The 12,914-nt window shown below is 71.1% G+C and carries 13 protein-coding genes; 6 read left to right on the top strand and 7 right to left on the bottom strand.

Features of this window, described 5'->3' with window-relative positions; translation table 11 throughout:
• Positions 1–55: 55 nt before the first annotated feature.
• From ACFPZ3_RS18560 to ACFPZ3_RS18545, 4 genes are all read right to left on the bottom strand, one after another.
• Positions 56–421 (bottom strand): YciI family protein, encoded by a 366-nt coding sequence (locus ACFPZ3_RS18560; RefSeq protein ID WP_379515384.1) that lies wholly within the window; start codon positions 419–421, stop codon positions 56–58.
• Between the two features lie 36 nt (positions 422–457).
• On the bottom strand, positions 458–1,114 hold the full coding sequence (locus ACFPZ3_RS18555) for a DUF998 domain-containing protein (protein ID WP_379515383.1): 657 nt from the start codon (positions 1,112–1,114) through the stop codon (positions 458–460).
• A gap of 119 nt (positions 1,115–1,233) precedes the next feature.
• Positions 1,234–1,977 (bottom strand): hypothetical protein, encoded by a 744-nt coding sequence (locus ACFPZ3_RS18550; RefSeq protein WP_379515382.1) that lies wholly within the window; start codon positions 1,975–1,977, stop codon positions 1,234–1,236.
• A gap of 260 nt (positions 1,978–2,237) precedes the next feature.
• Positions 2,238–3,209, bottom strand: coding sequence for a zinc-binding dehydrogenase (locus tag ACFPZ3_RS18545; RefSeq protein WP_379515381.1), 972 nt, complete (start codon positions 3,207–3,209; stop codon positions 2,238–2,240).
• A 112-nt stretch (positions 3,210–3,321) separates the two neighbouring features.
• Between ACFPZ3_RS18545 and ACFPZ3_RS18540 the strand changes: the two genes are divergently transcribed.
• Positions 3,322–3,867, top strand: a complete 546-nt coding sequence (locus ACFPZ3_RS18540; protein WP_379515380.1) for a TetR/AcrR family transcriptional regulator — start codon at positions 3,322–3,324, stop codon at positions 3,865–3,867.
• A 3-nt stretch (positions 3,868–3,870) separates the two neighbouring features.
• On the opposite strand, the gene ACFPZ3_RS18535 is transcribed toward ACFPZ3_RS18540, so the two are convergent.
• Together ACFPZ3_RS18535 and ACFPZ3_RS18530 are read right to left on the bottom strand one after the other, a co-directional pair.
• Positions 3,871–4,473 carry a VC0807 family protein gene (locus ACFPZ3_RS18535; protein ID WP_379515379.1) on the bottom strand — a complete coding sequence of 201 codons (603 nt, stop codon included), beginning with the start codon at positions 4,471–4,473 and terminating at the stop codon, positions 3,871–3,873.
• On the bottom strand, positions 4,470–5,858 hold the full coding sequence (locus ACFPZ3_RS18530; RefSeq protein ID WP_379515378.1) for a hypothetical protein: 1,389 nt from the start codon (positions 5,856–5,858) through the stop codon (positions 4,470–4,472). Before ACFPZ3_RS18530 ends, ACFPZ3_RS18535 begins: the two co-directional genes overlap by 4 nt.
• 173 nt (positions 5,859–6,031) lie before the next feature.
• On the opposite strand from ACFPZ3_RS18530, the gene ACFPZ3_RS18525 reads away from it, so the two are divergent.
• From ACFPZ3_RS18525 to ACFPZ3_RS18515, 3 genes are read left to right on the top strand one after another with little or no spacing between them, the layout of a single operon-like run.
• Positions 6,032–6,394, top strand: coding sequence for a DUF488 domain-containing protein (locus tag ACFPZ3_RS18525; RefSeq protein ID WP_379515377.1), 363 nt, complete (start codon positions 6,032–6,034; stop codon positions 6,392–6,394).
• Between the two features lie 52 nt (positions 6,395–6,446).
• Entirely contained in the window at positions 6,447–7,181 is a 735-nt protein-coding gene (locus tag ACFPZ3_RS18520) for a class I SAM-dependent methyltransferase (RefSeq protein WP_379515376.1), read from the top strand.
• Positions 7,182–7,236: 55 nt separating this feature from the next.
• On the top strand, positions 7,237–8,388 hold the full coding sequence (locus ACFPZ3_RS18515) for a substrate-binding domain-containing protein (protein ID WP_379515375.1): 1,152 nt from the start codon (positions 7,237–7,239) through the stop codon (positions 8,386–8,388).
• Here the strand turns inward: ACFPZ3_RS18515 and ACFPZ3_RS18510 are convergent.
• A complete protein-coding gene (locus tag ACFPZ3_RS18510; RefSeq protein WP_379515374.1) occupies positions 8,383–10,311 on the bottom strand; it encodes a DUF2264 domain-containing protein in 1,929 nt (642 codons plus the stop codon). The two genes, ACFPZ3_RS18515 and ACFPZ3_RS18510, sit on opposite strands and share 6 nt — an antisense overlap.
• A 266-nt stretch (positions 10,312–10,577) precedes the next feature.
• On the opposite strand from ACFPZ3_RS18510, the gene ACFPZ3_RS18505 reads away from it, so the two are divergent.
• Together ACFPZ3_RS18505 and ACFPZ3_RS18500 are read left to right on the top strand one after the other, a co-directional pair.
• Entirely contained in the window at positions 10,578–11,591 is a 1,014-nt protein-coding gene (locus ACFPZ3_RS18505; RefSeq protein ID WP_379515373.1) for a hydroxyacid dehydrogenase, read from the top strand.
• A 34-nt stretch (positions 11,592–11,625) separates the two neighbouring features.
• On the top strand, positions 11,626–12,906 hold the full coding sequence (locus tag ACFPZ3_RS18500) for an ABC transporter substrate-binding protein (RefSeq protein WP_379515372.1): 1,281 nt from the start codon (positions 11,626–11,628) through the stop codon (positions 12,904–12,906).
• Positions 12,907–12,914: the final 8 nt, after the last annotated feature.

Genomic DNA, 12,914 nt, shown 5'->3' with positions numbered 1-12,914 from the left:
CCTGGATACAGCATGCGGTCGCGGGACGCGGCACGCGTCCCGCGACCGTGATGCTTTAGGCGAAGTCCTCGGGGCCGAACAGCCGCAGGACGTCCGCCTCGCCCTCCCATCCGGGCCAGAGGTCACGGTGCAGCTTGACGAAGCGGGAGGCCCACTCCACGGCCTCCTCCTTGCTCTTGACCTCGTAGAGCGCGTAGCTGATCAGTTCCTTGGCCTCGGCGAACGGCCCGTCGGTGACGCTCAGCCGGCCACCGGAGACCTCGACCCTGGCCCCTTCCGAGCTGGGCGCCAGGCCGCTGTTGTCGAGCAGTGCGCCTGCCTCGGTGGCCTGCTGGCCGAGCTTGAAGATGGCCTCCATGAGGTCCGCGGGCGGCGGGCCCTCGGGCTGGGCGGCGACTTTGAGAGTGACCAGGTAACGCATGATGTCCTCCTGTAGGGAAACGGTGGGTACGGTGGGTTACGCGGCGTTGCGGGAGAGGTTGAGCGACAGTAGCGAGAGCCAGGTCCAGATCGCCAGGATGCCGACGACGAACGCGATGGTGGTCCAGGCGGCCCCGCCGCCGCTCGCGATGCCCACGAAACTGCCCAGGAACAGGGTGCAAGTGACGCGGGAGTAGACGGCCCAGCCCCTACGGCCCTCGCGAGAGAAGCGGGAGGCGACGACGTAGCAGGCCGCGACCATGCACAGGAACCCGACGGCGCCGACGGCCAGATGCCCGATCCCGGACATGGTGATCACGCCCGGCCCTTCCGGGGTCCCGGCGGGGAAACCCATCGCCGGGTCGGCGGGGAAGATCGCGGCGCCGATCATGCTGACGCCGAACGCGCCCACCAGCCGCGACGCCCACCGGCCGGGGGACAGGGCGCGGCGGAGCCCGGCGGCGCAAGCGATGGTCGCCAGGGCGGTGACGACGAAGTTGGCGCTCTGGATCCAGCCCAGGTCACCGTTGGCCAGCAGGCTCCAGGAGTGGCGGGTCAGGTCGAAGCCCTCCCGGGTGAACGCCTGGGCCAGCGCGACCACCACGTACAGCGGGCCCGCGACGACACCGGCCGTCAGCAGTGGGCGTACGCGGATGGCCGGGAGGGTGGCGGAGTGGGTGAGCTGCTCGGTCATGGTCCTCGTCCTCACGTCTGCGGGGCCGGTGTGTTCCGGCTTCCTGCGTACGCTGCGAACGGGACGACCCCGATTCGACAATCACCGGGAAAAACTTTTCAAGATTTTCTGGGGCGCCCTCAGCCGTCCTCCCATCGGGAGGTTTCCGGCAGCGGGGAGGCCGGTGCGGTCGGCTGTTCGGAGGGCGTCACGGTGGCCGGCGGCGGTTCGGGGGTGGTGGTCGCGGGCGGGGTCGGCGTGGGTGCGGGCACGATGGACGCCGTGCCGCTCAGGGCCGGGGCCGGAGCGGCCGGCTTACCGGACGGAGACGGTGTGGGCGACGGGGAGGCCGGCCGCGGACGGGACGGCGGCGGCACGTCCGAGCGGACCCGCTGGTGTTCGGCCGGCTCGTCGCGCCGGACCTTGGCGCCGTGCCTTTTCCTTGGCTCGGCCTTCGTGGCCTCCGCCCGGTCCTCGGCCGTCCGCCCGGCGAGGACCTGGAAGATCAGCACGCCGCCGAAGCCGATCGTGAGCACCAGCGCCACGGCCGCGCCCGCCCGGATCCAGCCGAGCCGGCGCGACGGCCCTGCGGGCGGTTCAGGGTCGGCCGGGCGCCTGCGGCGGACGGTCGTGGTGTGCTGCCTGACCTTGTTTCCCGTGCGCCGCAGATAGTGGGTGTAGACGTCGGTGCCCACGGTGGTGGCCACGCTCATCACGGCCGCGCCGATGACCGTGCCCGCCACCCCCAGGTAGGAGGCCGCGACCGCGGCGGTGATCGCCGCGAGGCCGCTACCGGCGATCTTCGTGACGCTCAGCCGGGCCGCCTGGCGCTTGTCGTGCTTGTCTCGGGTGGAAATGGTCGGGGTCTTCGGCGTGCCGGTCATGGCTGCGCTGGCCAGCCTTCCTCATGGATCGGGCGCGGGCGCGCCCCGTGGCGTGTGGGTGGTGCTCGCGCCCGTCCCATGGGTGATCCGGGGGCCGGACCACAACCCGACCACAAGCGTGATGCGCGGCACGCCGGCCCGCCATGACGGCCGGGCGGCGGCCCCCGGGGGGCGCTGCTGGAGTCAGCCACGATGGCATACTCGGGCAAAGTTCTCAGCCGCGCCGCGCGGCGCCCTTCCTTCTCCTGACCTGGACGTTGTCAGGGTTTGAGTAGGACCGCACCTACGCTCTCGCGAGACTCCAGGACGGCGTGCGCCCTGGCCGCGTCCGCGAGCGGGAGCGTGGCGTGGACCAGGGTGCGGACGACGCCCTTGGCCGCCGCCCGCAGGGCCTCCTCGGCGTCGGCGCGCTGCTCGTCGAGGGGTTTGGCGAAGGTGGCCGACAGCGGGCCGCTCACGGTCAGGCCCCGGCGTACGACCGTGGGGGTGTCGAGGGGGGTCCAGGTTCCTGAGGCGTAGCCGTACAGGCCGATGCGTCCGTGGCCGTCGGCGGCGGCTTCGAGGGTCTGCGCGCCGACGGTTCCGCCGATGGCGTCGAGGGCGACGTCCACGCCCCGGCCTTCGGTGGCCTTCCTCACCTGCTCGCTCCAGCCGGGGCTGCCGTAGTCGGCCACGAACGAGGCTCCGAGTTCCCGGACGATCGCGGCCTTGTCCGCGGAGCCGACCGCGCCGATCACCCGTGCTCCGGCCGCCCTGGCGAGTTGCACGAGCACGGTTCCGATGCGCCCGGCGGCGGCCGTGACCAGGACGGTCTCGCCGGCTCTCACCCGCATCGCCGACAACATCCCCAGAGAGACGGCGCCGGTCTGGAAGACCGTGATCGCCTGGTCGAGTGACAGCTCGTCCGGGACGGCGAAGGCGAACCCGGCCTCGGCGAGGGCCGATTCGGCGTAGCCGCCCGCATTGCCGAGCGTGGTGGCCACCACCCGCCGCCCCATGAGCGTGGGATCCGCCCCGGCGCCGAGTTCCACGACCCGGCCGCCGACCTCGATGCCCGGCTCGTACGGCAGCGGCAGCGGGTAACGGCCGGAGCGGACGATCGTCTCGCCGAAGCCCACCCCCGCGACCTCGACCGCCACCCGTACCTGTCCGGCCCCGGGCCTCGGTGTCTCGCTCTCCTCCACGCGCAGGACCTCGGGCGGCCCGAACGCACGTACTCGCACAATGCGCATATCGCATCCTCTTGAGCTGAGTTGGTTGACACCTTCTACCGTTCGAGACAGGCTGTCTCGAACGCAAGCGGCAATTCGGGCAGCGTGTCCCCAACGAGACAGGAAGCGGAGAATGTCCGCCCAGGATGGCGATCTGAGGGTCCGGCGTACGCGCAAGCTCCTGCGCGAGGCGTTGATCGAACTCGTCGAGGAACGCGGCTTCGAGCGGCTGACGGTGGGAGAGATCACTGAGCGGGCGATGGTCAGCAGGGCGGCCTTCTACCGCAACTACCGGGACAAGTACCAGCTGGTGGAGCTGATCTTCGACGAGGCCATGGCCGACCTCACCGGGACGATGTCCGAGGTCGAGCGGCCGGTCAGGGAGCGCTGGATCGCGTTCTGGGAGCACATCTCCGCCTACCACCGCCTCTACGGCGCCCTGCTCGCCAGCCCCTGGTTCGCCGAGCGCATGCGCGCCGCTCTGGCGGACATGGCCTCCCGGCACTTCACCGACCCCGCCGTACGGGACGGGCTCGCGCCCACGCTGGTGGCGGCGGTGTTCGTCCAGTCGATCACGTGGTGGCTGAAGAACGGCCGGCCCTCGCCGCCGGAGCGGATCGCCGCTCAGTCGGCCGGGATCGCCGCGGCCATCTACGCCGAGGCCGGCACCTGGTCCTGACGGTCAGGCGGCCGCCCGCAGGCGGCGGTAGAGCAGGGACCAGCCGATGAGCAGCGCGAACGTGGCGAGTTGCAGCACCGTGGACAGGGCCGCCATCACGTCGAGCGGCAGTTCGTAGATCAGCGGGATCCTGATGAGCGACTCGGCGAGCAGGCCCGCGCCCCAGACGAGGGTCAGTGTCTGGAACACCTTGCGGAAGCGGGGCGCCGACTGCCACAGCTGCTCCCATTCGGCCAGCTTGCCGGGGTTGTCGGCGGTCAGGCGGCGCATGAGGACGTACATCAGGGGTGTGCCCATGAAGCAGGAGCCGAGCAGGAGCAGGCCGAGCAGCCCCGACAGGACCGATTCCTTGGCCAGCAGGAACCGCGGGTCGCCGGTGAGGAGGGCCAGCAGCACCCCCACCACGAAACCGGCGCAGACCAGGGCGGCCAGGCCGTTGAACCGGCGCGCCACGACGGCCGCGAGCAGCACGCGGACGAGGGCCGCCGCCGCGCCCAGCAGCAGCGAGGGCTCCTCGTCCAGGCCGAACCTGCGGCAGAGGTAGTAGATGGCGACGGGCAGCAGGACGTCTGGGATCAGGGTCTTGAGCAGGGTGGACTTGTTCATCGGTGGTTCCCCGGGGTGACGAGGGCGGGTGTGGAGGACAGGGACAGGTGGAGGCGGCCGTCGGCGACCTTGACCGGCACGTCGGCGCCGAAGGCGTCCACGGCGCGCGCGGTGGGCAGCGGCCACGGCCAGTCGAAGGGCACGGGCGGCTCGTCGTCGTCGGCGCGCCGCCAGGCGACGAGCCGCGGCTCTGGCTGGAGGCCGAAGAGGTAGATGCCAGGGCTTCCCGTCACGTGCAGCCTGCGGACCTCTGTCACGTCACGGAGGTGGTGCGAGAGCAGCTCGACGGTGGTGGCGGTCGGGTGCGGGACGCCGGCCGAGTCCATGAGGGCGAACGTGCCGAACATCAGCGTCCTGACCGTGTGCCGGCTGCCCTCGTACGGCGACTCGGGCGCGAGCTGGAAGACGGCCGTCCTGCGTACGCTGGCCGCCAGCAGGAGCATCGTGCGCGTCACGATGTCGCTCCCGGTCATCCTGAACCGTCTGGCCTCCAGCTCGGGGGAGCAGCCGTCCAGGAACATCCGCAACGTCCGCGGAAGCTCTTCCATCCGCTCGTAGAGCGCGGTCACGGCGGGCTGGGCCCGGCTTTCGAGCACCCCCTCCTCGGGGATCGGCGTCTCGCCGAGGAACTGCTCGCGGTGCACGGTCAGCGCCTCACGCAGGTAGGGGAGGTTGGCGGGGAAGGCGGTGGGCATCGGGCCGTTGAACTCGCTGGCGGCGATCGGCCTGTCGTACCCGTGCGCGCCCATCTGCCGGCGGCACGCCTCGACCAAAGCCGGGATCTGGTACGGGTCCCCGTACGGATGCAGGTCGAACACGTCGAACCAGTCGCCCGCGCCGGCCAGGACACGATCGAAGTACACCGTCCACCGGGCGTTGTCGGCGGTCATCGCGCCGGGCACGGCGGCGCCGAGGGCGACGAGCGCTCCCGGGTCGGCCCGCTTGACCGCCTGGTGGAAGACGCGCAGGTGGGCCAGGTAGTCGTCCGGGTCGCCCGACCACAACATCGGGATGTTCGGCTCGATCTCGCACTGCCAGAAGCGGACCAGGCCGCAGGCGTGGCGGACCAGCTCGCCGACGAACCGGGCGTACGCGGCGGGGTCCTTGGCCGGTGACGCCGGGAGGAACCGGGTCGCCCGCCGGGTGGCCCACGGCGAGGAGGCGCACACGGTCACCCAGACCTCGTCGCCGTCCTGGAGCTGGTCGAGCAGGGCGTCCACCACGCGCCAGTCGAACCTGCCCGGCTCCGGCTCGATCTGGGACCAGAAGAGGTTGACGCGGACGAACCGGCCGCCGAGGGCCCGTAGGTGGTGCATGAACGGCTCGGGCGCGCCGAACAGGCCGTAGGTGGCGCCGCGGTTGACGCCGGTACGGAGATCTTCCATGTCAGGTCCTGTCGCCGGGAGGTTGCGGTCCCTTATTAAGAGACGTTTAGGACCTTACATAGAGAACCCTGAAGATGCAATAAGGGACTCTGCGGACCCTAAAATGGCCGGCAGGGCGGGCTCCCCGACTGACCTTGGGAAAGCGGGGCATGATTGAGCTTGAGGAGGCAGCCATGGCAGGTGACAACCGGATCCGGGTGCGCCGGGTCTACGAGGAGCCGACGGCTGAGGACGGCACCAGGGTGCTGGTCGACCGTCTGTGGCCGCGCGGGATCGAGAAGGCCGACCTCAACCTCGACGAATGGTGCAAGCAGGTCGCGCCCTCGGCGGAACTGCGCACCTGGTACCACCATGACCCCGACCGCTTCGAGGAGTTCTCCCGCCGCTACCGCAACGAGCTGGCCTATCCCGAGCGGGCGCAGGCCGTGTCGCACCTGCGCGAGCTCGCCGCCGATGGGGCGCTCACCCTGCTCACCTCCACCAAGGCGGCCGAGATCAGCTCGGCGGCGGTGCTCGCCGAGCTGATCCGGCGCTGAGGCCCGACAATTCGTTGGACAACCCGCCACGCCTGCGGCCATCGTGGGCGGCATGCGACAGCAGGACATCTGGGGCGTCGAGGCCGCCCAGAGCTATGACACGCCCGGCACCGGTATGTTCGCGGCCGAGGTGCTGGACCCGGCCGTGGACCGGCTCGCCGCGCTCGCGGGCGGCGGGCGGGCGCTCGAGTTCGCCATCGGGACGGGCCGCGTGGCGGTGCCGCTGGCCGGGCGAGGAGTGCCCGTCACCGGGATCGAACTGTCCACCGCGATGATCGACCAGCTGCGGACGAAGGCGGACGAGGCGGCGATCCCCGTCGTCGTCGGCGACATGGCGACCGCCGAGGCCCCTGGCCCGTACACGCTCGTCTATCTCGTCTTCAACACCATCTCCAACCTGCTCACGCAGGCCGAGCAGGTGGCCTGCTTCCGTAACGCCGCACGTCACCTCGAGCCCGGCGGGCGGTTCGTGATCGAGCTGTGGGTGCCAGAGCTGCGCAAACTCCCGCCGGGGCAGCAGGCGGTGGTCTTCTCCAGCGAGCCCGGCTATGTCGGCCTGGACACCTACGACGTGCTGCGGCAGCAGGTGGTGTCCCACCACTTCAGGTACGACGAGAGCGGCCGGGCCAGGGTGTTCCGCAGCCCGCACCGCTACATCTGGCCCGCCGAGCTCGATCTGATGGCCCAGCTGGCCGGGTTCGAGCTGGAGAGCAGGCAGGCCGACTGGGCCGGGGCCGAGTTCACCGCCGAGTCGCGTTCCCACGTGTCCGTCTACCGCCGTGCGTGATAGCTCTGGTCATTGATTCACCTTTGATCAGTTTCGATCGCTACTATGGCCGTCTATGAGCAACGGGGCCGTTCGAGACGACGATCAAGCCGGAGGCGTGCTCACGCCGGGCAACCCGGATGCGCCGGGGCCGTTGCCCGACGAGCGCCGCACCCGGATGGTGGAGCTGTTGCGGCGGCGCGGGATCATGCGGGTGCACGATCTGGCCTCCGAGCTGGCGGTGTCCGCGATCACCATCCGGCGCGACATCGGGCTGCTGGCCGAGGAAGGGGTCGTGCGGCGGGTTCGCGGCGGGGCCGCGCTCGCGGAGCAGCCGGCGCGGGACCGGGCGGCGCTCGCGGAGCGGGGTCGCGCCGAGAGCACGGGGCTGACCGTGGGAATGGTGGTGCCGTCGCTCGACTACTACTACCCCGACGTGATCCGTGGCGTGCGGGAGTCGGCCGCGGCGGCGGGGGTCCGGGTGGTGTTGCGGGGGGCCACCTACCAGGTGGCCGACGAGCGCAGGCAGCTCGCCTCGCTCGTGGACTCGGTGGGCGTGGACGGGCTGCTGGTCACGCCCACGACCGAGGGCGGCGAGGGGGAGGAGCTGGTCCGGTGGTTGCACGAGGCCGGGCTGCCCGTGGTGCTGATCGAGCGGGCGGCGGCCGTGGGGCCGTACCGGGAGGCCATGGAGTCCGTCGTGAGCGATCACGCCCTGGGCGCGGCGATGGCCGTACGGCATCTGGCGGTGCTGGGGCATCGGCGGGTGGGGCTCATGACGACGATCAGCAGTCCCACGGCGCCGCACGTGCGGGCCGGGTGGCGGCAGGCGTGTGAGGAGCTGGGCCTGGAGACGGAGGGCACGCCGCAGGCGCGGACGGTCGATCGGCGCGATCCTGACTGGGCGCGGGCGCTGGACGAGATGCTCGACACGTGCGTGGCCACGGGGACGCGGGCCCTGCTCGTGCACTCGGACCCGGAGGCGATCTCGCTGGTGGAACGTTGCCAGGACCGCGGCATCCGCGTGCCCAGGGATCTGGCCGTGGTGACCTACGACGACGAGGTGGCCGAGATGTGCGACCCGCCGCTGACCGCGATCCGCCCGTTCAAGGCCGACATCGGGCGGGCCGCGTTCGCGCTGCTGATCGAGCGGCTGCGTGACCCGCGACGGCCGGTGCACCGCGTGGTGGTCGGCCCTCAGCTCATCGTGCGCGGCTCGTCGTCATGACCCAGGAAGGGGCGCCGGGCCGCTCGTCGTCATGCCCCCGGGAGGCGGGGCGTCGAAGGTGTCGGTGGTTCCGTCCGGCCAGGTGACGCGGCCGGACGACGGGTCGTCCCACGTCACGACGGGGGGCTCGGCCGGGTCCTTGGGGCCGAGGTAGAGCGCCGTCTCGTACCAGATGTCCTCGCGCGCCGCCGTGCTCGTGGCGCACCACGGCACGTCCGTCCACGGCGCGAGAGGCGAGGCGTCCTCGGCCGAGACCGTCCCGGTCACGTCCAGTCCCCGTACGAGGGAACAGGCCGCGCCCGCGGGCACCGGCCAGCCGCCGACGCGGAGCCGTCCCCGCTCATCCCCGTCCGTGCGGAGCCGTCCCCGCTCGTCCCCGTCCGTGAGCCGGACCAGCCGGACCTCCCAGGGGCCGCGCACGATGGAGAGCACGGACACCCACGGGCCCAGCCGCACCCGGCCGGAGCGGCCGGAGCCGTGGTCGGGAGCTTCGGGGCCGGGCTCGACCCAGTGCGCCCGCCACCGTGACGCGCCGGTCACCGTGCCCGTGGGGAGGCGCTCAAGGGAGATCGTGTCGAAGCCGGTCCTGTGGCTGGGGGAGCCGTCCGCGTCGAGCAGGACGACCGACTGGTCCAGGGGCTGGTCGGCGTGCGGGCCCGCGAGGAGGGGGGAGGTGGCGGTCGAGTACGCCAGGCGGGCGTAGAGCGGGGAGTCGGTCAGGTTCGAGCCGGGAACGGAGTGGTCGGTGCCGTGGTTGATCACCCGCACCACGCCGTCGGCGCGCGTGCCGCTGACCAGCCAGCCGGGGGCGGCGATGACCCGCTGGTAGTCGCCGCGCTCGACCGGCAGGGGCTCCTCGGCGGCGGTCCACACCGGGTGGTCCGCGGGCAGGGTCAGGCCCAGGAAGCCCTTGGCGGCCCAGTACGGCGAGCCCGGCCCCGAGTACGACTGAGCGATCGGCCGCCACTCCCCATGCCAGCCCAGCGACAGCAGCCCGTCCTCGTCCGGCGCCCCGTGGTCAGCGAAGTGGCGCATGATCCCCGAGGCCGCGCGGCGCAGCAGGCCGGGCGACGGGCTGGTCAGGCCCGAGCGGGCCCCGAGCCAGAACGGGACGGCGGCGGCGAAGCGGTAGGTGAGGCTGCGACCCTGGATGAGCGGTGAGCCGTCGCCGCCGACGAGGTGGACGGCGTCCTGGAGGTACTGCTCCAGCCGCCGCAGGTAGACCGGTCGCCGCGCGTCGGCCTCCGGGTCGCCGGCGGCCATCTCGGTCCAGATCAGCGGGTAGAACTGCAGCGCCCAGCCGGCGTAGTGGTCGTAGGCGCGTTCCGAGCCGTCGGCGTACCAGCCGTTCTCCCTGGCGAAGCCGTCCGTCAGGGCCAGGCCGGCGGCGATGTCGCCGGGCTCGTACGGGCCGCCCACGGAGGCCAGGAACTGCTCGACGACGATCTGGAACCAGACCCAGTTGATCGGCGGGTAGTCGGAGCCGACGGCCGGCGCGAGGTAGCCGATGATCTGCTCCTGGACGACGGGGTCGAGCCGGTCCCACAACCAGGGCCTGGTCAGGTGCAGGATCAGGGCGATCGAGGCGGCCTCGACCTTGGCCTGGCCGTGTTCGTCGAGCCGGACCCAGCGTTCCGGCGAGTTCGGGTCCGTCCCGGTGGCCAGGCCCTTGGCGTACCAGTCCATGAGGCCCAGCGGGTCGTCGCCGTTCTCGCCCGCCACCCGGAAACCCGCGGCCAGGAACGTACGGGCGAAGCCCTCAAGGCCGTCCACGTCGGACCCGTAGCCGCCGGGCCGCCCAGGGAAGGAGATCCGCGCGTGACCTGGGGAGGCGTGGCCGCGCGCGGACAGCAGAAGACGGTCGGCGAGCTCCGCCCAGTGCCGCCTCGTCCACCCGGTGTACGGCGAGAGCTCGTCAGTCATGCGGCTGCCCCATGTTTACGTAACCATCGATTCACGCGATGCTTACACCGGCACCAGGGCACGTCAAGCACCAGGCCCTTTCGTTGACCAGTTGTGATCTAAGGCGAGCATTGCTGATCAATGCGATCCATTGCCTCTTGACGGAGCCGATGTGCTCACGCTTAACTCCGATGCAACGCTGACCGATCACAGATGAACGAACGTGATCGTGCGCCGATCGAAACAGGCGCGCACGGAAAGCGCTTCCCAAGCCAAGGAGGACCAGGTTGACGGTACGACGCCCGCCGGCTCTGCTGGTCATGGACGCGGCCACGTTCCGCGTGCAGTTCGGGCAGCGGCAGCTCGGCCGGTTGCGTGCTCTCGTCGAGCTCGCCGATCCGATCAGGATCGACGACCTGGACACCCCCGCCGCGCGCCGGCGGCTGGGCGAGGCCGAGGTGCTGCTGACGTCGTGGGGCTGCCCGCCGCTGACCGCCGAGCGGCTGGCGGACGCGCCCCGGCTGCGGGCGATCTTCCACTGCGCGGGCACGGTGCGCCCGTTCGTCACCGACGAGGTGTGGCGGCGGGGGATCCTCGTGACCAGCGCCGCCGACGCCAACGCGATCCCGGTGGCCGAGTTCACGCTCGCCGCGATCATCTTCGCCGGGAAGAAGGCGCCGTTCCTGGCCCAGGACGCGCGTACGCACCGCGACGACTGGTCCTACGTGGAGCGCCGGGGCGAGTTGTCCAACCGGGGCCGCACGGTCGGCGTCGTCGGCTTCTCGCGGGTGGGCCGCCGGGTCGTCGAGCGGCTGCGCGGACTGGAGACGGAGGTCCTGGTCGCGGACCCGTACGCCGGCCAGGACGAGGTACGCGCGGCGGGCGGCGAACTGGTCGCGCTGGCCGAGCTGCTGGAGCGCTGCGACGTGCTCACCCTGCACGTCCCCTCGCTCCCCGCCACCCACCACCTCATCGGCGCGGCGGAGCTGGCACTGCTGCGCGACGGCACGACCGTCATCAACACCGCGCGCGGGGCCGTGCTGGACACCGCCGCGCTGGAGCACGAGTGCGCCTCCGGACGGATCGACGCCATTCTCGACGTCACCGACCCCGAACCCCTCCCGGCCCACTCGGTGTTGTACGACCTGCCCAACGTCATGATCACCCCCCACATCGCCGGCTCTCTCGGCAACGAGACCTGGCGGATGAGCGAGAGCGCCCTCGACGAACTCGAACGCCACCTGTCCGGCCGGCCGCCGCGCACGGCCGTCACGCCGGACGAGTTCGCCGTCAGCGCCTGACCAACCCCCCTGTGACGGAGAGGACACCAGATCAATGATCACCTCAGGAAAGGTACGGCGGGTCGTTCAAGGCCTGAGTCTCGTGACCGCGCTCTCGCTCGGCCTGGCGGCCTGCGGCTCCGACGAGCCGGAGAGCGCCGACGGCAAGATCACCCTGAGCGTCACTGTCTGGAACCTGGCCAAGACGCCCGAGTTCAAGGCGCTCTTCGACGCCTTCCAGCAGGCCAACCCGAACATCACCGTCAAGCCGGTGGACATCCTCGCGGACGACTATCCGGAGAAGGTCACGACGATGCTCGCCGGCGGCGACAAGACCGACGTGATCACGATGAAGAACGTCACGGACTACTCGCGCTACTCCAGCCGGGGCCAGCTCGTCGACCTCACCGACCTGGTCAAGTCGACCGACACCACCAAGCTCGCGGGCCTGGACGCGTTCAACGTCGGCAACAAGTATTTCGCGATCCCGTACCGGCAGGACTTCTGGCTGCTCTACTACAACAAGACGCTGCTCGACAAGGCCGGCGTCAAGCTGCCCGACCCCCTGACCTGGGACGAGTACGCCAAGATCGCCAAGCAGCTCACGAAGGGCGACGGCGGCGAGAAGGTCTACGGCGCCTACCACCACACCTGGCGCTCGGTCGTGCAGGCCATCGCCGCGGCGCAGACCGGCGGCGACCAGCTCGGCGGCGACTACACCTTCTTCACCGACCAGTACAACATCGCCAAGGGGCTGCAGGACGCCGGCGCCGTCGTCGACTTCGGCACCGCCAAGTCGCAGCAGGCCGACTACCGGACCATGTTCGAGAGTGGCAAGACCGCCCTGATGCCTATGGGCACCTGGTACATCTCGGGCATCCTGGAGGCCAAGACGAAGGGCACCACCGACGTCGAGTGGGGCCTGGCACCCATGCCGCAACGGGCCGGGGCCACCGGGACGACGACGTTCGGCTCGCCGACCGCGTTCGCCGTCAACAAGCGGGCCCAGCACGCCGACGCGGCCAAGAAGTTCGTGCAGTTCGCCGCGAGCAGGACCGGCGCGGAGGCGATCACCAAGATCGGCGTGGTGCCGGCGCTGCAGAGCCCGGAGATCACCGACGCCTACTTCGCGCTCAAGGGCATGCCCGCCGACGAGCAGTCCAAGAAGGCGTTCGAGCCCGACAAGGTCGTGCTGGAGATGCCGGTCAGCGAGCACACCTCGGACATCGACACGATCCTCAACGAGGAGCACGAACTGATCATGGTCGGCGACAAGTCGGTGGCCGACGGCATCAAGTCGATGAACGAGCGCGTGAAGAACGAAGTTCTCAACTAGGGCGTCCC

The sequence above is a fragment of the Nonomuraea insulae genome, from assembly GCF_042656245.1.
This window is presented reverse-complemented; position numbering and strand designations above follow the sequence as displayed.